Source organism: Thermohalobacter berrensis (assembly GCF_003609645.1).
In the GTDB taxonomy this organism is placed as follows: domain Bacteria; phylum Bacillota; class Clostridia; order Tissierellales; family Thermohalobacteraceae; genus Thermohalobacter; species Thermohalobacter berrensis.
The window spans coordinates 1-21,255 of the sequence record NZ_MCIB01000021.1 but is presented as its reverse complement, the minus strand read 5'-3'; the positions used below and the strand labels follow the sequence as shown (position 1 = coordinate 21,255).

General features: G+C 29.2%; 21 protein-coding genes. 10 read left to right on the top strand and 11 right to left on the bottom strand.

The genetic code is table 11. The annotated features are described in order from the left end of the window. Window positions 1-315: 315 nt before the first annotated feature. The 11 genes from BET03_RS08910 to rpmH all read right to left on the bottom strand — a co-directional run bounded on the left by BET03_RS08910 (window position 316) and on the right by rpmH (window position 9,461). Window positions 316-1,194 carry a ParB/RepB/Spo0J family partition protein gene (locus BET03_RS08910; protein ID WP_120169496.1) on the bottom strand — a complete coding sequence of 293 codons (879 nt, stop codon included), beginning with the start codon at window positions 1,192-1,194 and terminating at the stop codon, window positions 316-318. Next, window positions 1,195-1,968 carry a ParA family protein gene (locus BET03_RS08905; RefSeq protein WP_120169494.1) on the bottom strand — a complete coding sequence of 258 codons (774 nt, stop codon included), beginning with the start codon at window positions 1,966-1,968 and terminating at the stop codon, window positions 1,195-1,197. 288 nt (window positions 1,969-2,256) lie between these two features. Further along, complete coding sequence (noc, locus tag BET03_RS08900) at window positions 2,257-3,054, bottom strand: nucleoid occlusion protein (RefSeq protein ID WP_120169492.1); 798 nt, start codon at window positions 3,052-3,054, stop codon at window positions 2,257-2,259. A 130-nt stretch (window positions 3,055-3,184) separates the two neighbouring features. Continuing rightward, window positions 3,185-3,901, bottom strand: a complete 717-nt coding sequence (gene rsmG / locus BET03_RS08895) for a 16S rRNA (guanine(527)-N(7))-methyltransferase RsmG (protein WP_120169490.1) — start codon at window positions 3,899-3,901, stop codon at window positions 3,185-3,187. Further along, the gene (gene mnmG / locus BET03_RS08890) at window positions 3,894-5,792 is read right to left on the bottom strand and encodes a tRNA uridine-5-carboxymethylaminomethyl(34) synthesis enzyme MnmG (protein WP_120169488.1); all 1,899 of its coding nucleotides are present in this window, start codon (window positions 5,790-5,792) and stop codon (window positions 3,894-3,896) included. The genes rsmG and mnmG overlap by 8 nt, the downstream gene beginning before the upstream one ends. Window positions 5,793-5,813: 21 nt before the next feature. Further along, entirely contained in the window at window positions 5,814-7,193 is a 1,380-nt protein-coding gene (gene mnmE, locus BET03_RS08885; protein ID WP_120169486.1) for a tRNA uridine-5-carboxymethylaminomethyl(34) synthesis GTPase MnmE, read from the bottom strand. A gap of 156 nt (window positions 7,194-7,349) precedes the next feature. After that, a complete protein-coding gene (gene jag, locus BET03_RS08880) occupies window positions 7,350-7,976 on the bottom strand; it encodes an RNA-binding cell elongation regulator Jag/EloR (RefSeq protein WP_120169484.1) in 627 nt (208 codons plus the stop codon). Beyond that, the gene (locus BET03_RS08875) at window positions 7,976-8,680 is read right to left on the bottom strand and encodes a YidC/Oxa1 family membrane protein insertase (RefSeq protein ID WP_120169482.1); all 705 of its coding nucleotides are present in this window, start codon (window positions 8,678-8,680) and stop codon (window positions 7,976-7,978) included. The genes jag and BET03_RS08875 overlap by 1 nt, the downstream gene beginning before the upstream one ends. Window positions 8,681-8,695: 15 nt before the next feature. After that, window positions 8,696-8,905, bottom strand: a complete 210-nt coding sequence (yidD, locus tag BET03_RS08870; RefSeq protein ID WP_120169480.1) for a membrane protein insertion efficiency factor YidD — start codon at window positions 8,903-8,905, stop codon at window positions 8,696-8,698. A gap of 2 nt (window positions 8,906-8,907) precedes the next feature. Continuing rightward, complete coding sequence (rnpA, locus tag BET03_RS08865; RefSeq protein ID WP_120169478.1) at window positions 8,908-9,264, bottom strand: ribonuclease P protein component; 357 nt, start codon at window positions 9,262-9,264, stop codon at window positions 8,908-8,910. A 62-nt stretch (window positions 9,265-9,326) separates the two neighbouring features. After that, window positions 9,327-9,461 carry a 50S ribosomal protein L34 gene (rpmH, locus tag BET03_RS08860; RefSeq protein ID WP_120169476.1) on the bottom strand — a complete coding sequence of 45 codons (135 nt, stop codon included), beginning with the start codon at window positions 9,459-9,461 and terminating at the stop codon, window positions 9,327-9,329. A 665-nt stretch (window positions 9,462-10,126) separates the two neighbouring features. Between rpmH and dnaA the strand changes: the two genes are divergently transcribed. The 10 genes from dnaA (at window position 10,127) to BET03_RS08810 (ending at window position 20,824) form a co-directional block, all read left to right on the top strand. Continuing rightward, a complete protein-coding gene (gene dnaA / locus BET03_RS08855) occupies window positions 10,127-11,473 on the top strand; it encodes a chromosomal replication initiator protein DnaA (RefSeq protein ID WP_120169474.1) in 1,347 nt (448 codons plus the stop codon). Between the two features lie 235 nt (window positions 11,474-11,708). Continuing rightward, complete coding sequence (gene dnaN, locus BET03_RS08850; protein ID WP_120169472.1) at window positions 11,709-12,812, top strand: DNA polymerase III subunit beta; 1,104 nt, start codon at window positions 11,709-11,711, stop codon at window positions 12,810-12,812. Window positions 12,813-12,869: 57 nt separating this feature from the next. Next, window positions 12,870-13,076 carry a S4 domain-containing protein YaaA gene (yaaA, locus tag BET03_RS08845; protein WP_120169470.1) on the top strand — a complete coding sequence of 69 codons (207 nt, stop codon included), beginning with the start codon at window positions 12,870-12,872 and terminating at the stop codon, window positions 13,074-13,076. A gap of 112 nt (window positions 13,077-13,188) precedes the next feature. After that, window positions 13,189-14,304 (top strand): DNA replication/repair protein RecF, encoded by a 1,116-nt coding sequence (recF, locus tag BET03_RS08840; protein ID WP_120169468.1) that lies wholly within the window; start codon window positions 13,189-13,191, stop codon window positions 14,302-14,304. A 23-nt stretch (window positions 14,305-14,327) separates the two neighbouring features. Then, window positions 14,328-14,621, top strand: coding sequence for an extracellular matrix regulator RemB (gene remB, locus BET03_RS08835; RefSeq protein WP_120169466.1), 294 nt, complete (start codon window positions 14,328-14,330; stop codon window positions 14,619-14,621). 78 nt (window positions 14,622-14,699) lie between these two features. Then, window positions 14,700-16,619: a DNA topoisomerase (ATP-hydrolyzing) subunit B gene (gene gyrB, locus BET03_RS08830; protein ID WP_120169464.1), complete on the top strand. Its 1,920-nt coding sequence runs from the start codon at window positions 14,700-14,702 to the stop codon at window positions 16,617-16,619. Between the two features lie 73 nt (window positions 16,620-16,692). Further along, window positions 16,693-19,119, top strand: coding sequence for a DNA gyrase subunit A (gyrA, locus tag BET03_RS08825; protein ID WP_120169462.1), 2,427 nt, complete (start codon window positions 16,693-16,695; stop codon window positions 19,117-19,119). A gap of 179 nt (window positions 19,120-19,298) precedes the next feature. Next, window positions 19,299-19,616, top strand: a complete 318-nt coding sequence (locus BET03_RS08820) for an STAS domain-containing protein (protein ID WP_120169460.1) — start codon at window positions 19,299-19,301, stop codon at window positions 19,614-19,616. Between the two features lie 10 nt (window positions 19,617-19,626). Continuing rightward, entirely contained in the window at window positions 19,627-20,058 is a 432-nt protein-coding gene (locus BET03_RS08815) for an ATP-binding protein (RefSeq protein ID WP_120169458.1), read from the top strand. Beyond that, window positions 20,048-20,824 (top strand): SigB/SigF/SigG family RNA polymerase sigma factor, encoded by a 777-nt coding sequence (locus BET03_RS08810; protein WP_279230370.1) that lies wholly within the window; start codon window positions 20,048-20,050, stop codon window positions 20,822-20,824. The genes BET03_RS08815 and BET03_RS08810 overlap by 11 nt, the downstream gene beginning before the upstream one ends. Window positions 20,825-21,255: the final 431 nt, after the last annotated feature.

Genomic DNA, 21,255 nt, shown 5'->3' with positions numbered 1-21,255 from the left:
ACTTCCCAATCAAATTTAAACTCCATATTTCATCCCCCTCATACTTCCATAATTAAAACCTTTTCAAGGTCTAGTTAATATTTTGAGATAATATATACCATATATTGTCTATTCTTTTTAATTATAAACAGATTGTTTATTTTTTGTCAATCATATTCCACTATATTCCATAATTTCTTTCCTTCATTTATTCTTATGTTTGATATTGAGAAAAATTGACTTTATAACAATAAAATATTTAAAATTATTTGTTAATGTAATGTCAATTTCTTTTAAAAACAGTCCGCTAAAAAGCGGACTGTTTCACGTAGAACATTAACTATGGGATAATATATCTAAAATTCTTTCTAAATCTTCATCACTATAATACTCTATTTCAATTTTTCCTTTTTTCTTGCCCTTATTAATATTAACTTTAGTACCTAATACTTTTCTTAACCTTTCTTCTATTTCTACTATTACAGGATCTTTTTTATTTTTCTTCTTATCTTTTTTATCTTCATTATCTTTAGATAATATTTTTTTTACCAATTTTTCAGTTTCTCTTACACTTAGATTCTTATCAGCAATAGTTTTAGCAATTTTATATTGAGTTTCGTTATCCTTTATTGGTAATAAAGCCTTACCATGACCACTAGAAATTTCTCCATTTAATATCATATCAATTACTCTATTATCCAGCTTCAATAATCTAATCATATTAGCTATATATGATCTACTTTTGCCTACTATCTCTGAAGTTTCCTCTTGAGTTAATCCATATTTTTCAATTAGCTTTTTGTAAGCTAAGGCTTCTTCTATTGGGTTTAAATCTTCTCTTTGAATATTTTCTATTATTGCAATTTCTATTGATTTTAATTGTTCTAAATCTCGTACAATACAAGGTATTTCCTTTAAGCCAGCCTTTTGTGCTGCTCTCCATCTTCTCTCTCCTGCAACTATTTGATACCCACCATCAGTTTTTCTGACAATAATAGGTTGTAACACTCCATGGGCTTTAATAGAAGCAGCTAATTCATCTATAGAAGACTTATTAAACTCACGCCTCGGCTGTTCTTTATTTGGTTCTATTAATGATATATCTATATTGGTTACTACCTCTTTATCCTTATTTGAAGATCCTATTTCCTTAATTGGTTCATCAGGTATTAAAGCTGATAATCCTTTTCCAAGTCCCCTCTTTTTTCTAGCCATCTATATCACATCCTCTAAGTATTCTAAAAATTCATCTGCTAGTTCCATATAGGCTTGAGCTCCCTTACATTTTGAATCATAATCAATTATTGGAACTCCATAACTTGGTGCTTCAGCTAACCTTACATTTCTAGGAATAATTGTAGTATATACTTTACCTTTAAAAAACTTCTTAACCTCTTCAACTACCTGTATTGAGAGGTTAGTTCTTCCATCAAACATACTTAAAACAACACCTTCGATTTCTAAGGTAGGATTTAAACTTTTTTTGACTAGCCTTATAGTATCCATTAACTGGCTTACCCCTTCTAATGCATAATATTCACATTGAATAGGTATTATAACACTATCTGCAGCAACTAAAGAATTAATTGTTAAAAGTCCCAATGATGGAGGACAATCGATAAAAATAAAATCATAATCCTCTTTGATTTCATTAACTAATTTTTTAAGAATTAACTCCCTTTCATCTCTGCCTGTAAGCTCAATCTCGGCCCCTGCTAGTTCAACATTTGAAGGTACTAAAAACAAATTTTCAGTATTTAAATCAATTACAGCTTCTTTCAAACTTACTCCATCAACTAGACTATCATATACTGAAACTTCTACATTATTTTTGTCTATTCCAAAACCACTTGTGGTATTACCCTGTGGATCCACATCTATAACTAATATCTTTTTTCCTTTTTTAGCTAAACAAGCACTTAAATTAACATTAGTAGTAGTTTTACCTACTCCCCCTTTTTGATTAAAAACAGCTATGACTTTAGACATTATCTCACCTCACCTTGTCCCTCCTTTTTAAATATATTTCTTCAATAATTAAAAATATTCCTTCTTATTTTAGTTTATAAGTTTTAAGAAATTTTTGGATTTACGAAAGGAAGTTAAATCTAAACTACATTTTAACTCAAAATAAAAAAGTCTTCTATTTTAAATAGAAGACTCTCAAGGTTGACTTTTTTGAAACACATAACGGAAATTATATTTTATTCACAATTTTTATTTGTTTATAATTTCCTATGTGTTATAAAAAGGCGGCTAAATATAGCCGCTTGAAAATTACTTATTCTTCGGTATTTTTACAACTACTTCAATAAATTCCCCTTTATCTTTTTGCTGGTATTTTGCATCTATTCCACTATCTTTAATTGCATTAAAGGCATTTTTTAAAGTGTTTAAGTAAATTCTATAGTTAATTGCACTTTTAATATTTTGTTTTATCTCAGGTTCATCTTCCTTAGTTAAATCTTCTAATAGACCTTTAATAAGTTTCTCTGTCTTTTTAACCGTTAAATCATTCTTAATAACTTTGTCCAACACCTGCATCTGAAGCTCTTTATCCGGGAGTTTTAAAAGTGCTCTTGCATGTCTTTCTGTAAGTCCGTTTTCAAGTATTATTTTTTTAACTTCATCTGGTAACCTCAATATTCTTAGTTTATTTGCTATAGTTGATTGATTTTTCCCAACTCTTTTGGCAAGTTCTTGCTGTGTAAACCCATGGTCGTTTATAAGGTTATAATATCCTTCTGCTTCCTCTATAAAGTTCAAGTCTTCTCTTTGGAGGTTTTCTATTAAAGCTAATACCGCAGAATCTTCATCTTGCATATCAACAATTACTGCAGGGATAGTTTCTAAATTAGCCATTTCTGCTGCTCTTAATCTTCTTTCACCAGCTACTAGCTCATAACTAGATTCACAAATTTTTCTAACACTTATTGGTTGGAGAACACCATAGGATATAATAGATTGACACAATTCTTCAAGGGTCCTTTTATTAAAATTTTTCCTAGGTTGATATGGGTTAGGTTTTATATTTTCAATAGGTATACTTACTATCTCTCCCTTTATGTTGCTCATACCATCATTCCTCTCCCGTTTACTTATCCCTTTATTCTATTATATTTAATTCTCTATAAAAAGCTTTCTTCCTGCATTTTTTAAGAAAAAAAACAAACTTTCGTATTACAAAATTCATCATTTTTTATAATTATAAAGGTCTTTTTTTCGGTTTTCCAGGTTTTCTAGGATATTTTGTCGGAGTTTGTGATACTTTTTTAATAATCAATAGTGTATGTGATAATTCACTAAAAGGTATATCAATTTTAAACTTTTCTTCTAAACTTCCACCTAATACTTCAAGTGCCTTTTGTGCTTCATTAATTTCACCTTCTACATCAGGACCTTTCATAGCTATAAAATATCCACCTACTTTAACAAAAGGTAGACAATACTCTAATAAAATATTAAGGGATGCTACTGCCCTAGATACAGCAATATCAAATTGCTCTCTATATTGAGATTCTTTTCCATAATCTTCTGCTCTACCATGTATTGTTTTTACATTCTTTAAGTCTAATTTAAATATTACATCATCTAAAAACTTAATCCTTTTATTTAAACTATCTAAGAGTACTAAATCAATATCCTCTTTTATTATCTTAACAGGAATACCAGGGAAGCCTCCCCCTGTTCCTATATCTATTACTTTTAAACCTTCTTTAATATAACCTGTCTTTACTACAGTCATACTATCTAAAAAGTGTTTAATATCAATCTCCTTATCATCTGTTATAGCTGTAATATTAATTTTTTCATTCCATTCCTTTAGTAATTGCTTATATAATTTAAATTTATTAACTTTATTATCATCTATAGATATATCAAGCTTTTTAAGCCCCTCTATTAAAGTATCTACATTAGTCATCTTGGCCACTCCTATTTTGAAGTCTTCTTCTCTGTTCAAGGTAAACAAGTAAAACAGAAATATCTGCTGGAGAAACTCCAGATATTCTTGAAGCTTGGCCCAATGAATCTGGCCTTATTTCATTTAGCTTCTGTCTTGCTTCTAATCTTAAGCCTTTAATTTTATTGTAATCAATATCTTTAGGTAATTTTTTCCCTTCAAGTTTCTTAAATTGGTCTATTTGTCTAAGTTGTTTTTTAATATATCCTTCATATTTTATTTGAGTTTCTACTTGCCTTTTTATTTCTTTTGGAAGTTCTGGCCTATCTTTGTCTAAATCATTAAGGCCTTCATAGCTTAATTCTGGACGCTTAATTAAGTTGTATAAAGTAGTTGGTGTTTTTAAAGGTGCTGTACCAAGTTTTTTCAAAAACTCATTTGTTTCATTTGTTGGAGTAAATTTTATATTTTTTAATCTTTTCTTTTCTTCCTCTATTAGTTTCTTTTTATTTAATAATCTGTTATATCTTTCATCATCTACTAACCCAATTTTATATCCCTTTTCAGTTAATCTTAAGTCAGCATTATCCTGTCTTAAGATTAGTCTATATTCAGCCCTTGAAGTCATCATTCTATATGGTTCATTAGTTCCTTTAGTTACCAAATCATCTATAAGGACACCAATATAGGCTTCAGACCTATCTAAAATAAAAGGTTCCTTATCCTTTATTTTTAATGCAGCATTTATTCCAGCAATTATCCCTTGTGCTGCAGCTTCCTCATAACCAGAACTACCGTTTATCTGTCCAGCAAAAAATAGATTGTCAATCCCCTTATACTCTAGAGTTCGTTTTAGTTGAGTGGGATCTAAACAGTCATACTCTATTGCATAAGCTGTTCTCATAATTTTAACATTTTCTAAACCTGGAATACTTCTTAACATTTTAATCTGAACATCTTCAGGTAAACTAGTAGACATTCCCTGTACATACATTTCACAGGTATCAAGGCCCTCAGGTTCTATGAATAATTGATGTCTATTTTTATCTGAAAATCTAACAACTTTATCTTCTATAGAAGGACAATACCTTGGACCAACACCTTCTATTTCACCTTTATACATAGGAGATCTACTAAGGTTATCTAGTATAATCTTATGTGTATTTTCATTAGTATAGGTTAGCCAGCATGGAACTTGCTCTTTATCGATTTTATCTGTCATAAATGAAAATGGAACAATTTCTTTATCTCCCGGTTGTATTTCCATTTTATCGAAATCTAAACTATCCCTGTGAATCCTAGCAGGTGTACCAGTTTTAAATCTTCTCAGTTTAACACCTAGGTCCTCTAAAGATTCTGATAGGCGATTTGCTGGAAATAGACCACTTGGACCACCTTCAAAGTTTACTTCTCCTATATAAATTCTTCCCTTTAGATATGTTCCAGTTGCTACAATTATGGCTTTAGTAGCGAATCTAGCCCCTGTTTTTGTTTTAACACCTTTAACTTTTTCCCCTTCAACAAGTATTTCAACTACTTCAGACTCTTTTAAATCAAGATTTTTTTCTTTTTCTAATGTTAATTTCATACTTGCTTGATATCTTTTTTTATCAGCCTGTGCTCTTAAAGAATGAACGGCAGGTCCCTTAGAGGTATTTAACATTCTACTTTGAATAAGGGTTTTATCAATATTTTTTCCCATTTCTCCACCTAATGCATCTATTTCTCTTACAAGGTGTCCCTTACCTGTACCTCCAATTGCTGGGTTACAAGGCATAAGTGCCACTGATTCTAAACTAGTTGTAAGCATTAAAGTTTTCATTCCCAGTCTAGCTGATGCTAGTCCTGCCTCACAACCAGCATGTCCTGCACCAATGACAATAACGTCATATTCACCTGCAAAATATTCCATAAAGGGTTCCTCCTTTGTTTCCTATTTGCCAATACAAAAATCCTCAAATATTCTATCTATAATATCATCTGTAACAGTATCTCCTGTAATCTGACCTAAATTTTCCCAACAGTCTTTTATATCAACTTCTATACAATCTATAGGTATTCCCATTTGTAAAGAATTTAAAGCATCTTCTATATTCTTCTTAGCCTTAATTAGTAAATCTTTATGTCTAACATTAGTAACAATGGCTCTATCTTTAATAGTTATGTCTCCAGAAAAGAACATATTTTTAAGAGTTTCTTCCAATAAATCTAAACCTACACCTTCAACTATTGAAGTCTCTATTATAGGTTTATCAGGTAAAAGTTCTTTTATTTTTTCCTTTGAAACCTTTTTAGGAAGATCTATCTTATTTGTTATTACTATAACCTTTTTATCCTTTATAAGTTCAGCTATTTTTATGTCTTCATCTGACAGATCATGTGAAATATCAAAAACTACAAATACTAAGTCTGCCCTTTGAACTAGCTCCTTAGCTCTCTCTACCCCAATTCTTTCTACAATATCATCTGTATCTCTAATACCAGCAGTATCAATAATTTTAAGTGGTATTCCCCTTATATTTACGTATTCTTCAATTATATCTCTTGTAGTACCTGGTACATCAGTAACTATTGCACGATTTTCCCTTAAAATAGCATTCATTAATGATGATTTTCCTACATTAGGCTTTCCAAGTATAACTGTTTTAAGACCTTCCCTCAATATCTTACCTGTATCTGCTGTAGATAATAGCTTTTCTATTCTACTTAATACCTCTTTACCTTCATTTTGTAAATTATCATAAGTTACTTCCTCTATATCATGCTCTGGAAAATCTATTGATGCTTCTACATGGGCTAGCATTTTTAAAAGTATTTCTCTAACTTTACTTACTTCTTTAGATAGTGAGCCCTCTAACTGGTTTAAAGATACATCAAAACTAGTATCAGTTTTTGCACTAATTAAATCCATTACTGCTTCAGCCTGTGCTAAATCAATTCTACCATTTAAAAATGCCCTTTTAGTAAACTCTCCAGGCTCTGCAAGTCTTGCTCCATTTTTAAGAATAACTTCTAATATTCTTCTTACAGGTATTATTCCTCCATGGCAGTTTATTTCAACTACATCTTCTCTAGTATATGTATAGGGTCCTCTCATATATACTGCTAAAACTTCATCTATCTTTTTACCATCTTCTGGGTCTATAATATAACCATATATGAGTTTTCTCTCTTCTGCTTCACTAAGTTTTTCTATTCTTTTTCCTTTAAAAACCTTGTCAGCTATTTCTATAGCCTTATTACCGCTTATTCTAACTATTCCTATTCCTGCTTCCCCTGGAGCTGTAGCTATAGCAGCTATGGTATCATACATCTTATTTCACCTCGATTCAGAAAACCTTGTATTTTTTCAATCACTACTATATTAGTATACCAACATTAACAACTGGTTAACCATTAATAATATTGTGTAATAAAGCTTTAAACATAACATAAACCCAGTATTTAAATACTGGGTTTAATACAAAGATTATCTTGCTCTAATTACTACTCTTCTATAAGGTTCTTCACCTTCACTATATGTTTCCACAAAAGAGTCCTCTTGAAGGGCCGAATGAATTATTCTCCTTTCGTAAGGATTCATGGGATCTAATTTTATTGGCCTATTTAGTCTTTTAGCCTTAGAAGCCATTTTTTTAGCTAACTTAATTAGTGTTTGTTCCCTTTTCTTTCTATAGTTCTGAGTATCTAATAATACTCTTATATACTTATTTCTATCCTTATTTACAACTAGGCTAACTAAATACTGAATTGAATCTAAAGTCTTTCCTCTCTTTCCTATTAGTATACCTGAATCTGATTTGTTAACATTTTCAATGTTAATATAAAGGTTACTATTTCTCTTTTTAATGTTTAGCCTAGCATTAATATTCATTTTCTTAAACATCTTTTCAAGGAAGTTTTGGGCTATTTCTACAGGATCATTTATTAAAGTTACTTTTACTTTAGCATCTTTACAGCCAATTAAACCTAAAAATCCTTTACTGGGCGCCTCTAAAATCTCGACAGTAACATCATCTCTAACAACATTTAATTCCTTTAAAGCTTCATCAATAGCCTCATCAACTGTTTTCCCAGTTTTTACTACTGACCTCATTAATTTGACTCCTCCTTAACCTGAGCTACAGATCTATTAATTATAAGTTGTTGTACAATTTGGAAAATATTGCTTACTACCCAATATAGTGCTAAACCTGCAGGGAAACTTCTTGAAAAAACAAATATCATAACTGGAAATACGAGTGTCATAGTCCTTTGAGTAGCTTCTGCCTGAGGATTGCCCCCTGAAGTATTCATTAATTTACTTTGTAAATATGTTGTAACCGCTGCAATAACTGGAAGTGCCCATTGGTCAGGATCCTTTAAATTCGATATCCAAAAGAAGGACTTATTAATAGCTTCATAAACAGCTTCACTTCCAAAAATATATTTTACTGGTTGTCTTAGTACATTAAAAAATCCAATAATTATTGGAAATTGAATTAATATAGGAAAGCAACCACCAAAAGGATTTACATTATTTTCTTTATATAGTTCCATCATTTTAGTGTTTAAAGTCTGTTGGTCATTTTTATATTTTTTCTGTAGCTCCTTAATTTTAGGCTGCAACTCCTGCATTTTTTTCATTGACCTTGTTTGTTTTAAAGTTAAAGGTAATAATATAAATTTTAATATTATAGTAGATATTATTATAGATATAGCATATGCTGATATTAATTTAGCATCAAATCCTATTCCCTTTACAAAATTATATATTAATTCAACAAGTGCACCTAACGGTCGTGCAAATAAATCAATCATCTACTAACCCCCTCTTTATTCAACCGGATCGTATCCTCCAGGGTTAAAAGGGTTACACTTAACAATCCTCTTTATACTCATTAATCCACCCTTTAATATCCCATATTTAGTAATAGCTTTTAACGAATATTCGGAACAAGTTGGATAAAATCTGCAGGTTCTCGGTTTTATTGGCGAAATGAGTTTTTGATATAATCTTATTAAAATTATAACTAAATTCTTCAAATCTATTCACCTTTTTCCAATAACCCAGATATTTTCAAAAGATGTAACATTGCCTTCTCAATCTCACTATAACTAGCATTCTTTGCCCTTATCCTTGATAAAAAGATTATATCATATCCTTTTTTAATTTTACAGCTATTTAATCTATAGGCTTCTTTTATTAACCTTTTAACCCTATTTCTAACAACACTTTTACCCAATTTTTTCGTTACTGAAAAACCTATTCTATTATATTCCAAATTATTTCTTATAAAAAAAATTACTAAATTTTTATTAGCATATGATTTACCTTTATCATATACACGTCTAAACTCTCTACTATTTCTTAATTTTCTCTTCTTTTTTTCTACTTTATCCATATTATCACCTTAAAAGGCTAAAACCTCCTATATATTGAACAAAAAGGCCACTTAATGCGGCCTTATGCAGTCAACCTCTTTCTTCCTTTACGTCTACGATTTTTTAGTATTCTTCTACCACTTTTAGTTCTCATTCTTTTTCTAAAACCATGTTCCTTCTTTCTCTGTCTCTTTTTTGGTTGATATGTTCTTTTCACTTTTATACACCTCCTTCAATTACTACCAGGATATCTTTAATTATATATTTCAAATAAACATAGTTATCCGCACAAAAACTGAAAACGCTACTATAGATTATAGCTGGATACAAGCTCAATGTCAAGAATTTCATTTTTAAATTATTGTTGATAAAAAAATCAACAACTGTGTGAACTTGTGGATATCTTGATAAATCTGTTGATAAGTTTAGTTTTTTTTGATATTATTAATAAAGCATGTGGATTAATTTTTAACATAATCCACTACTTATACACAATCTGTGGATAAAGTTGTGTATAACTTATATATTTTCTAATAAGATTCCTAAAAAATATTGGTAAAAACTTATTTATATATTAACATTTATACTTTTCAACATATTGTGGAAAACTTAATAAGTTTAATTTTTTTTTCTTCTTTTACAAATTATCTAACAAGTTATTCACAATTTTTATATTTTCCTTGTTGATAAATATTATTCATTTTTATAATACCTTACTTGTGGATAATCCTGTTGAAAAATTTTTTAATTTAATACATTATACCTAGTCCCTTTTTAACAAAACATACAGATTAATCTACATTTTTACTAAATTTATATTCCCTACGGATTATAAAAATTCAATAATTGTCTATAATCCTTTTAGGAATGGGAGGAAAAAAGATGAGTTTAAACTTAGATGATATTTGGAAAAAGACTTTAAATCTTATAAAAACAGAATTAACAGAAGTTAGTTTTAACACATGGTTTAAAACAATAGAACCTATTTCAATTACTGAAAACTCTATTATCTTAGGAGCCCCAAATGAATTTACAAAGGGCATATTAGAGGCTAGATATTTGACTTTAATAAAGAATGCAATTAAACAGGTATCTGGCAAAAATTTCGAGATCAAATTCCTTATACCAGGGGAAGAAATGGGAAATGATTTTGGACAAACAGTAAAAAATGAAGAAAAAGAAAAAATTGCTGATAATACTCCAAAATCCCAATTAAATCCTAAATATACCTTTGATACGTTTGTTATTGGTAATAGTAATAGATTTGCTCATGCAGCATCACTGGCAGTTGCTGAAGCTCCCGCTAAGGCCTATAACCCCTTATTCATTTATGGAGGCGTGGGACTAGGTAAAACACACTTAATGCATGCTATAGGTCACTATATATTAAATCAAAACCCTAATGCTACAGTAGTTTATGTTACATCTGAAAAGTTTACAAATGAACTTATTAATTCTATTAGAGACGATAGAAATGTAGAATTTAGAAATAAATACAGAAATGTAGATGTATTATTAATTGATGATATTCAGTTTATAGCCGGAAAAGAAAGAACTCAAGAGGAATTTTTCCATACTTTTAATGCTTTACATGAAGCCAATAAGCAAATTATTATATCAAGCGATAGGCCTCCTAAAGAAATTCCAACTTTAGAAGACAGACTTAGATCTAGGTTTGAATGGGGGTTAATAGCGGATATTCAGCCACCTGATTTAGAAACTAGAATTGCTATTTTAAGAAAAAAAGCTAAAGTTGAAAATATCCATGTTCCGGATGATGTAATGCTTTATATTGCTACAAAAATTCAATCAAACATAAGAGAACTTGAAGGAGCTCTTATTAGGATAGTTGCCTATTCCTCCCTTACTAATAGAGAAGTAACGGTTGATTTAGCTACTGAAGCATTAAAAGATATAATTGCTAATAATAAGCCAAGAGAAATTAATGTGGATTTAATAAAAGAAGTAGTTTCTCAACATTTTAATGTAAAGGTAGAAGATTTAGACTCTAAAAAGAGAACAAGGGCTATTGCCTATCCAAGACAAGTAGCTATGTATATATCCAGAGAATTAACAGATTTATCACTACCTAAAATTGGAGATGAATTTGGTGGTAGAGACCATACAACTGTAATTCATGCATATGAAAAAATTTCAAAGGATATAAAGAAAGACCCAAATCTAAAATTAAAAATAGAGGGTATAATCAAAGAAGTAAAAGGTGAATAATCAACAAGTTTATGTTGATAAACTGTTAATCTATTGTTAATATATTTTATAATTGGTTTTCTTTCTTAGTATTGTGGATATCTTTTACTACTAATTCACTTATTTATAAACAGCTAGGATTCTTTTAAATTCATATTTTGAATAAGTTATCCACATATCCACTACTACTATTATTATTACTACTAAAGTTTGTTTATTCTTTTTTTCTAAACAAATTAAAGGAGGTTATCCACAATTGAAAATTATAGTTGATCAAAAAGAACTTAATAGGGCCATTGGGATTGTACAAAAAGCCGTTACTTCAAAAACGACTTTACCAATATTAAACGGTATTTTATTGGAAGCTAAAGATAATACATTAAAGTTAACAGGTACAGACTTAGAATTAGGAATAGAGTCTTATATAAATTGTGAAGTAATAGAAGAGGGGTCTATAGTAATAACTTCAAAAATATTTGGAGATATTATAAAAAAACTTCCTGATTTAAAGGTAGAATTAGAAGTTGACTTAGATAATCAGGTTCATATTAATTGTGGAACTTCTAAATTTAATTTAATTGGTCAACCAGCAGAAGAATATCCACAATTACCTCAAGTAAATGAAGATGTATCCATAAAAATACCTAAAGATTTATTAAAGAATATGATTAGACAAACAGTTTTTGCTGCAGCTCAAGATGAAGTTAAACCAATTTTAACGGGAGCTTTACTTGAAATAAATAAAAATGAAGTTACATTAGTTGCATTAGATGGTTATAGACTTGCATTAAAAAATGTTTCTGTTGAATGTGAACATGATGTAAAAGTTGTAATACCAAGTAAAACTTTAAATGAAGTAAGTAGAATTATTGATGATGATGACTCAGACGTAAATATAATGTTTACATCAAGTCATGTTTTATTTAACTGTGGCGATACTGTAATAATATCAAGGCTTTTAGAAGGTGAGTTTATAAATTATAAAGATATTATTAGAGATGAGTATAATTCAAGGGTTAAAGTAAAAACTAAAGATATACAACAAAGTATAGAAAGAGCTTCTTTATTAGCAAGGGAAGGAAAAAACAATTTAGTTAAATTCAATATATCAGATGATAAATTAGTTATAAACTCTAATTCAGAAATTGGAAATGTACACGAAGAAATTCCTATTGAACTAGAAGGTAATGATATAAAAATAGCATTTAACTCAAAATACATGTTAGATGCACTGAAAGTAATTGACAGTGAAGAAATTAATATGGATTTTGTAAGTAATGTAAAACCGTGTATAATAAGACCTGTGGAAGATAAAAGTTATACATATTTGGTTCTTCCAGTAAGACTGATTGATAACTAAGCATTAAATTAAGACACCTTTAATAGGTGTCTATTACTATTTTAGGAGGTGCCTTAAATGGAAAAAGTAAAGATTAATAGTGAATACATTAAGTTAGACCAATTACTTAAATATGTAAGAGTAGCAGATACTGGTGGGCAAGCAAAGTTTCTTATAAAGAATGGACAGGTTAAAGTAAATGGAGAAATAGTATTTCAAAGAGGAAAAAAGTTAAGAAGTGGAGATGAAGTAGAAGTAGATGGAAAAAAATACACTATTATTTAAAGAACGTTTGTTCGAAAAATAAAAAATGGTATAATATATAGTGGTAATAAAGTAATAGTTGTGCTAAATGCTTTTCTTAAAATTCCTATTGCTTACAAAAGGAGTGCTATAGGTGCATGTCGAAAGTATAAAATTGATAAATTTTAGAAATTATTTAAAAGCAGATATTAATTTAAATAGAAAGCTTAATATATTTGTTGGAAATAATGGTCAGGGAAAAACAAATCTTTTAGAATCTATATATATTTGTGCATTTGGAAAGTCATATAGAACAAATAAAGATAAAGAACTGATAAACCTTAGTAAAGATAAGGCCTATATAGGTATAAATTTAAAGAAAAATGGTTTTAATAAATTTGTAGAAGTTAAATTTGAGCAGGGAAAGTCAAAGAAGGTAAGGATAAATAAAATAGAAGTTGATAAAATTTCTGATTTATTTGGTATACTAAATGTGGTAATATTTTCACCTGAAGACCTTAAATTAATTAAAGAGGGTCCAAGTGAAAGAAGAAACTTTTTAGATACTGAAATATCACAAATCAAACCTAAATATCGCTATAATATTTCATCATATAATAGAATTCTAAGACAGAGGAATAATCTATTAAAAATAACTCAAAATGATAAAAGTAAATTAAAGGTTTTAGATGTATGGGACATGCAGATATCAAACATAGGTGCAGAAATTATATTAAGTAGAATAAAATTTTTAAACAAAATATCTAAAATATCGAAAAATATCCATAGTGAAATAACAAATAAATTGGAGGAGTTAGAATTAAAATATTCTCCATCTTTAGATATAGATGTTAATTTAGATAAAAATGAAATAGTGAAGGTCTTTAGAAGACAATTAAAAAATCTTTTAGAAAGAGATATAGAAAAAGGAACAACCACTATAGGTCCACATCGAGATGATATAAAAGTATTGATAAATGGTATAGATAGTAGGGCTTTTGGATCACAGGGTCAACAGAGAACAGCAGCATTGTCTTTAAAATTAGCAGAGGTTGAACTTATTAAAGAAGAGGTTGGAGAATACCCTGTTCTTTTACTTGATGATGTATTATCAGAGCTTGATTTAAATAGGAGAAAAGACCTAATATCAACATTTAAAGATATCCAGACTATAATTACCACTACAGATGATATAGAATTAAAAGAGGTTGAAAAATATCAAAAAAGTATCTTTTATATTAACGACGGAAAAATAAAACCTGTTGAATAAAAGAAACCTTAAGGAGGTTTATTATGTTTTTACATCTTGGTAAAGATTGTGTTATACCATTAAAAGATGTTATTGCTATAATAGATGCTCAATTGTTAAAATTAAAGGATACAAAAGAGTTTATTAAAATAGCAGAAGAAGAGGGATTTATAAAGAAAATATCAGATAAAAAAATAAAGTCTTATATAATTACAGAGAAGGTGGAAAAGGATAAAGATACTGGTGATGAGATAAGAAGAAGTATTATCTATGGATCAAACATTTCAACATCTACTTTGTATAAAAGGGCAGGTATGATGGCAAAATCTTCTTTTTAACAAAATAGATTGTAAAACTAATTTATATAAATAAAATTATTATTTCGATGAATTATAAAATGGATTGGAGGCAATTTGATGGAAGAAAGACAAAATGGTACTAATTATAGTGCAGAACAGATACAGGTATTAGAGGGTTTGGAACCTGTTAGAAAAAGGCCTGGAATGTATATAGGAAGTACAGGACCTAAAGGATTACACCATTTAGTTTATGAGGTAGTAGATAATAGTATAGATGAGGCTTTAGCTGGAAGATGTGATACGATTAAAGTAATTTTAAATGAGGATAATTCTGTTACAATAATAGACAATGGAAGTGGTATTCCAGTTGAAAAACACCCTAAAACAGGAAAATCAACAGTAGAAACAGTTTTAACAGTACTGCATGCAGGTGGTAAGTTTGACAATAGTGCCTATAAAGTTTCAGGAGGACTACACGGAGTTGGTGTATCAGTAGTTAATGCACTATCTGAATGGCTTGAAGTTAGAGTTAAGAGAAATGGTAAAGAATATAGACAGAAATTCGAAAGGGGTAATCCAATAACAACTTTAGAGATTATTGGTGAGGCTAAAGATACAGGAACTTCTATAACATTTAAACCAGATGACCTAATATTTGAAACTACTAATTTTAAATATGACACGTTAGAGCATAGACTAAGAGAATTAGCCTTTTTAAATAAAGGAATAAAAATAAGTATAGAAGACAAAAGAGAAGATGATGAAGATAAAAAAGAAGTATTTTATTATGAAGGTGGAATAAAGGCTTTTGTTAAACATTTAAATAGGAATAGAAATCCATTGCATAAAGAGATAATTTATTATGAAGGTGAAGACGAAAATTCTGTAGTAGAATTCTCTATACAATATACAGAAGATTATAGTGAAAATATTTTTACATTTGCAAACAATATAAATACCCATGAAGGTGGAACACACTTAAGTGGATTTAAAATAGCTTTAACAAGAGTAGTAAATGATTATGCAAGAAAATACAACCTTTTAAAAGAAAAGGATAAAAATTTAAATGGTGAAGATATTAGAGAAGGTATTACTGCTGTACTATCGGTTAAACTTGGAGATCCGCAATTTGAGGGACAGACAAAAACTAAGCTTGGTAATAGTGAAATGAGAGGTATAGTAGAAGGATTAGTTTACGAGGCAATGGAGAGATTTTTAGAAGAAAATCCAAAGGTTGCAAAAACTATAGTAGATAAATCAATAAGAGCTTCTAGGGCAAGAGAAGCAGCAAAAAGGGCAAGGGAACTTACTCGAAGAAAAAATGTATTAGAGAGTTCTTCACTTCCAGGAAAGCTTGCTGATTGTTCAGAAACAGATGCTTCAATATCTGAAGTTTTCCTTGTAGAGGGAGATTCAGCAGGTGGTTCAGCAAAACAGGGAAGAGACAGAAGAACACAAGCTATACTACCACTTAGAGGAAAGATAATGAATGTTGAAAAGGCAAGAATTGATAAAATATTAAATTATAATGAAATAAAGGCTATGATAACAGCTTTTGGCTGTGGTATAGGAGACGAGTTTGACTTAAGTAAAGTAAGATATGGGAAAATTATCATAATGACAGATGCCGATGTTGATGGAGCCCATATAAGAACTTTACTTTTAACATTCTTCTACAGATACATGAAACCGCTTATTGAAAATGGATATGTTTACATTGCACAACCTCCTTTATATAAAATAAAACAAGGTAAGAAAGTATATTATGCTTATAGTGATAAGGAAATGGACAAGATACTCAATGAGATTGGAAGAAACAATTACTCTGTGCAAAGATATAAGGGTCTTGGAGAAATGAACCCAGAACAGCTTTGGGAAACAACTATGAATCCTGAAAATAGAGTATTACTAAAAGTTAGTGTAGAAGATGCTTTTGCAGCCGATGAAATATTTACTACACTTATGGGAGATAAAGTAAAACCGAGAAGAGAATTTATACAAAAGAATGCAAAATATGTACAAAACTTAGATATATAGATAAAGATGGTTTTAAATTACTACTGTCAAACAGGCTAAAGAGGTTAAATTAACCGGTATAAGGAGGATATAAATGGAAGAAAAACACAACATTATATCAGTAGATATAGAAGAAGAAATGAAAAAATCCTACTTAGATTATGCCATGAGTGTAATAGTAAGTAGGGCACTTCCAGATGTACGTGACGGATTAAAACCTGTTCATAGAAGAATTCTATATTCTATGAATGAATTAGGACTGGCTCCTAATAAAGGTTACAGAAAGTCTGCACGTATTGTTGGAGACGTACTTGGTAAATATCATCCACACGGAGACTCATCTGTTTATGATGCCATGGTAAGAATGGCTCAAGACTTTTCAACAAGGTATCCATTAGTAGATGGGCATGGAAACTTTGGTTCGATAGATGGAGATAGTGCTGCTGCAATGCGTTATACAGAAGCAAGAATGGCTAAAATATCTACAGAAATGTTAAGGGATATACAAAAAGATACTGTTGATTATAGACCAAACTTTGATGAAACATTAAAAGAACCAAAAGTACTTCCAAGTAGATTTCCGAACCTTTTAGTAAATGGGTCATCTGGTATAGCGGTTGGTATGGCTACATCAATACCACCTCATAATTTAGGTGAAGTAATAGATGGTGTAGTTATGATGATAGATAATCCTGATATAGAAGTTGAAGATTTAATGAAAGTTATAAAAGGTCCAGATTTCCCTACTGGAGCAATAATAATGGGGAGAGATGGGATTGAAAAGGCTTATAAAACAGGAAGAGGTAAAGTAAAGGTAAGAGCTAAAGCAAAAATTGAACAAATGAGTAAAACAAAACATCGTATAGTAGTGACTGAAATACCTTATCAAGTAAACAAAGCTAAGTTAATCGAAAAAATAGCTGATTTAGTTAAGGACAAGAAAATAGAAGGTATTTCTGATTTAAGAGATGAATCTGATAGAACTGGTATGAGAATAGTTATAGAGCTAAAAAGAGATACAAATCCTAATGTTGTATTAAACAACCTATACAAATATACTCAGCTTCAAGATACTTTTAGTATAATTATGCTAGCTTTAGTTAATGATCAACCAAAAATTTTAAACTTAAAAGAAGTAATTAGACATTATTTAGATCATCAGAAAGAAATTATTACAAGAAGAACAGAGTATGATTTAAATAAAGCTGAAGCTAGAGCTCATATACTTGAAGGATTAAAGATAGCTTTAGATAATATTGATGCTGTAATTAGTTTAATTAGAGGTTCTAAAACAGTTAAAGAAGCTAAAAATGGATTAATGAAGAACTTTGGATTGACTGAAAAGCAGGCACAAGCTATCCTTGATATGAGATTACAGAAACTTACTGGTTTAGAAAGGGACAAAATAGAAGAAGAATATGAAGAATTAATAAAACTAATTAATAAATATAGAGAGATTTTAGCTAACGAAAGACTTATTTACGGTATTGTAAAAGAAGAGCTTTTAGAAATAAAGGAAAAATATGAAGATGAGAGAAGAACTGAGATAAAAAGAAGTATGGAAGAAATAAATATAGAAGATATGATAGAAGAAGAGAATGTAGTAATAACTTTAACTCATTTTGGTTATATAAAAAGACTTCCACAAACAACTTATAGACTACAAAGAAGGGGAGGAAAAGGGATAACTGCTATAACAACAAGAGAAGAAGATTTTGTTGAGAATGTTTTTGTAACATCAACACACGACAATATATTATTCTTTACAAACAAAGGAAAGGTTTATAAACTAAGGGCATTTGAAATACCTGAGGCAAAAAGACAAGCTAAAGGAACCCCTATTATAAACCTATTACAAATAGACCCAGATGAAAAAATAAAGGCAGTTATACCTATAAGTGAGTTTAACCCTGATGACTATCTTGTATTTGCTACTAAAAAAGGTCTTATAAAGAAGACAAAGTTAGATCAATATGAAACAATAAGAAGAAATGGTCTTATTGCCATAAATATAAAAGATGATGATGAACTTATAGGTGTAAGAAGAACTAATGGTAATAAAGAAATAATTATAGTTACAACTAAAGGTATGTCAATTAGATTTAAAGAAGATGAAGTAAGGGATATGGGAAGAAATGCTATGGGTGTAAAAGCAGTAAGTTTAGGTGAAAATGACATGGTAGTTTCTATGAATTTAGTTGAAGAAGGTAGCGACCTACTTGTAATAACTGAAAATGGTTTTGGTAAAAGGACTCCAATTGAGCAATATAGGGCACAATCAAGAGGTGGTAAAGGTATAAAGACATATAATGTAAAAGAGAGAACTGGTAAGGTTGTTGATGCAAAAGTAGTAACAGAGGAAAATGAAATTATGATAATTAGTTATAATGGAATAATAATAAGACTTAAAGTATCTGATATATCTCAGATGGGAAGAACTACTCAGGGTGTAACACTTATGAAAATGAAAGAAAATGATAAAGTAGTTTCTATAGCCAAAATAGAAATAGATGAAGAATAAGCGTGTCTGTATAGACACGCTAGTTTTATTTAATAAAAAATAGATAAAGAAAATTAGTGGAAAATAATTATCGATAAATAAAATATTTAAAATTAAATTTATTTTACATTAGGATTATTTTGTTATATATTAAATATATATAAACTTTTAAACTTAAGGGGAGTTAAAGGGGGTATACAATGGCTTTAAAGCTAGAAAAAAAATATAATAAAGATAAAAATGCTTGGATAATAAAACCTATAGGAGAAGTAGATATATACACATCTCCTAACTTTAAAAAAGAACTGACAGATATTATTAAAGAAAATGAAACAGATGTAATAATAGATTGTTCACAACTAGAATATATAGATAGCACAGGTCTTGGTGTATTAATTAGTGGTCTTAAAAAAATAAAAGAAAAAGATAAAAATATAATTATAGAGCATATAAAACCAAACATAAAAAAACTTCTAGATATAACTGGATTAAACAAAGTTTTTATAGTTAAGGAGTGAATATAAATAAATGGACAAAAAAGATTCTCTAAAAATTAGTATACCTAAAAAGGCAGAATATGTTAGTATAGCCAGGTTAACAGCTTCTTCCGTGGGAAGTAAAATGGGATTTAATATTGAAGAAATAGATGATATAAAAGTTGCAATAGCTGAAGCTTGTATAAATTTAATACAAACAAGTCCAAAAGAAAATAATGACAACTATGAAATAGAATTTAATATATATAAAGATAAATTGATTATTATTGTAAAAGATAAAAAGGGAACTTTTACAAATGAAGAAATACAAAAAGATGATTTAAAAAATCAAGAGAGTAAATTAGGCCTTTTTATTATTGATGCCTTAATGGATGATGTTGAGTTTATTAATTATAAGGATATTGGTAGAGAAATAAGAATGACAAAAAGAATAGAGGTTGTGAGAGATGGCGATGCAGTCTGATTTTATAAGGAAAGATCAATTTAAAAATTTTGAAAATAAAGAATTGTTTAAACTATATAAGGAAACTGGTGATAAAAATATAAGAGAAGAATTAATAAATAGACACTTATATATTGCAGAAATACTTTCAAAAAAGTATGCTAACAAAGGTATAGATTATGATGATATTTATCAGGTTGCTTGTTTAGGTTTAATATATGCTATTGATAGATATGATATAAAAAAGGGTTATGAATTTTCCAGTTTTGCAACTCCCACTATAATAGGAGAAATAAAAAAATATTTTAGAGATAAAGGTTGGACTGTAAGGGTACCTAGAAGAATTCAAGAGCTTTCTAAGAAAATAAACAATGCAAAGGTGACATTAAGTCAAAAACTCCAAAAAGTACCTACAGTACAGGAAATTGCCGATTATTTAAATAGTACAGAAGAAGAGGTATTAGAAGCAATGGAAGCAAGTAAAGTATATACACCCCAATCCCTAGATTCTACCTTTGAAACTGATGGAGATGATAAAGATATAAACTTTGGAGACCTTATAGGAGAAGATGATAAATACTTTGATAAAATAGAAAATAGTGACTTTTTAGCAAGTATAATTGAAAAATTGGATGAAAGGGAAAAGAAAGTTTTAAAGGATAGGTACTTTAAAAGAAAGACGCAAGTAGATATAGCAGAAGAACTTGGCGTATCCCAGATGACTGTTTCTAGAATAGAAAAAAATATTATTAAAAAGTTTAGAAAAGAATTAAAAAAGATCATGTAATAATTTTGTATGAATTTAAAAAGATAAAAAAGTAATAATGAGGGGATTATAGCCTCTCATTATTTTCATTGAATAAAGTAATTATACTATTGTAATATTATAAAAGAGAGAATTTGTCTTAGTAAATTAAGTTTTATGAGTTTTTATAACACATAGGAAATTATAATCAAATAAAAATTGTGGATAAAATATAATTTCTGTTATGAGTTTCAAAAAAGTCAACCTTGAGAGTCTTCGGTTAAAAATAGAAGACTTTTTTATAAAAAAACCTTGACAGTCTATTAAATATTTGCTATAGTAATAAACGCTGATAAAAAAACAGCAAAAAACAAACGAAAAAAACAAGTAAAAAACTCTTGACAAACAACAACTAATTTGATAAACTAATAAGAGTCGTCACAAAAATGAACTTTAGTTGGTCTTTGAAAACT

Excerpts from the sequence above, each read along its gene's own strand:
- BET03_RS08910 (WP_120169496.1), bottom strand. The coding sequence starts at position 1,194 with ATGGCTAGAAAAAAGAGGGGACTTGGAAAAGGATTATCAGCTTTAATA.
- BET03_RS08905 (WP_120169494.1), bottom strand. The coding sequence starts at position 1,968 with ATGTCTAAAGTCATAGCTGTTTTTAATCAAAAAGGGGGAGTAGGTAAA.
- noc (WP_120169492.1), bottom strand. The coding sequence starts at position 3,054 with ATGAGCAACATAAAGGGAGAGATAGTAAGTATACCTATTGAAAATATA.
- rsmG (WP_120169490.1), bottom strand. The coding sequence starts at position 3,901 with ATGACTAATGTAGATACTTTAATAGAGGGGCTTAAAAAGCTTGATATA.
- mnmG (WP_120169488.1), bottom strand. The coding sequence starts at position 5,792 with ATGGAATATTTTGCAGGTGAATATGACGTTATTGTCATTGGTGCAGGA.
- mnmE (WP_120169486.1), bottom strand. The coding sequence starts at position 7,193 with ATGTATGATACCATAGCTGCTATAGCTACAGCTCCAGGGGAAGCAGGA.
- jag (WP_120169484.1), bottom strand. The coding sequence starts at position 7,976 with ATGAGGTCAGTAGTAAAAACTGGGAAAACAGTTGATGAGGCTATTGAT.
- BET03_RS08875 (WP_120169482.1), bottom strand. The coding sequence starts at position 8,680 with ATGATTGATTTATTTGCACGACCGTTAGGTGCACTTGTTGAATTAATA.
- rnpA (WP_120169478.1), bottom strand. The coding sequence starts at position 9,264 with ATGGATAAAGTAGAAAAAAAGAAGAGAAAATTAAGAAATAGTAGAGAG.
- dnaA (WP_120169474.1), top strand. The coding sequence starts at position 10,127 with ATGAGTTTAAACTTAGATGATATTTGGAAAAAGACTTTAAATCTTATA.
- yaaA (WP_120169470.1), top strand. The coding sequence starts at position 12,870 with ATGGAAAAAGTAAAGATTAATAGTGAATACATTAAGTTAGACCAATTA.
- remB (WP_120169466.1), top strand. The coding sequence starts at position 14,328 with ATGTTTTTACATCTTGGTAAAGATTGTGTTATACCATTAAAAGATGTT.
- gyrB (WP_120169464.1), top strand. The coding sequence starts at position 14,700 with ATGGAAGAAAGACAAAATGGTACTAATTATAGTGCAGAACAGATACAG.
- gyrA (WP_120169462.1), top strand. The coding sequence starts at position 16,693 with ATGGAAGAAAAACACAACATTATATCAGTAGATATAGAAGAAGAAATG.
- BET03_RS08820 (WP_120169460.1), top strand. The coding sequence starts at position 19,299 with ATGGCTTTAAAGCTAGAAAAAAAATATAATAAAGATAAAAATGCTTGG.
- BET03_RS08815 (WP_120169458.1), top strand. The coding sequence starts at position 19,627 with ATGGACAAAAAAGATTCTCTAAAAATTAGTATACCTAAAAAGGCAGAA.
- BET03_RS08810 (WP_279230370.1), top strand. The coding sequence starts at position 20,048 with ATGCAGTCTGATTTTATAAGGAAAGATCAATTTAAAAATTTTGAAAAT.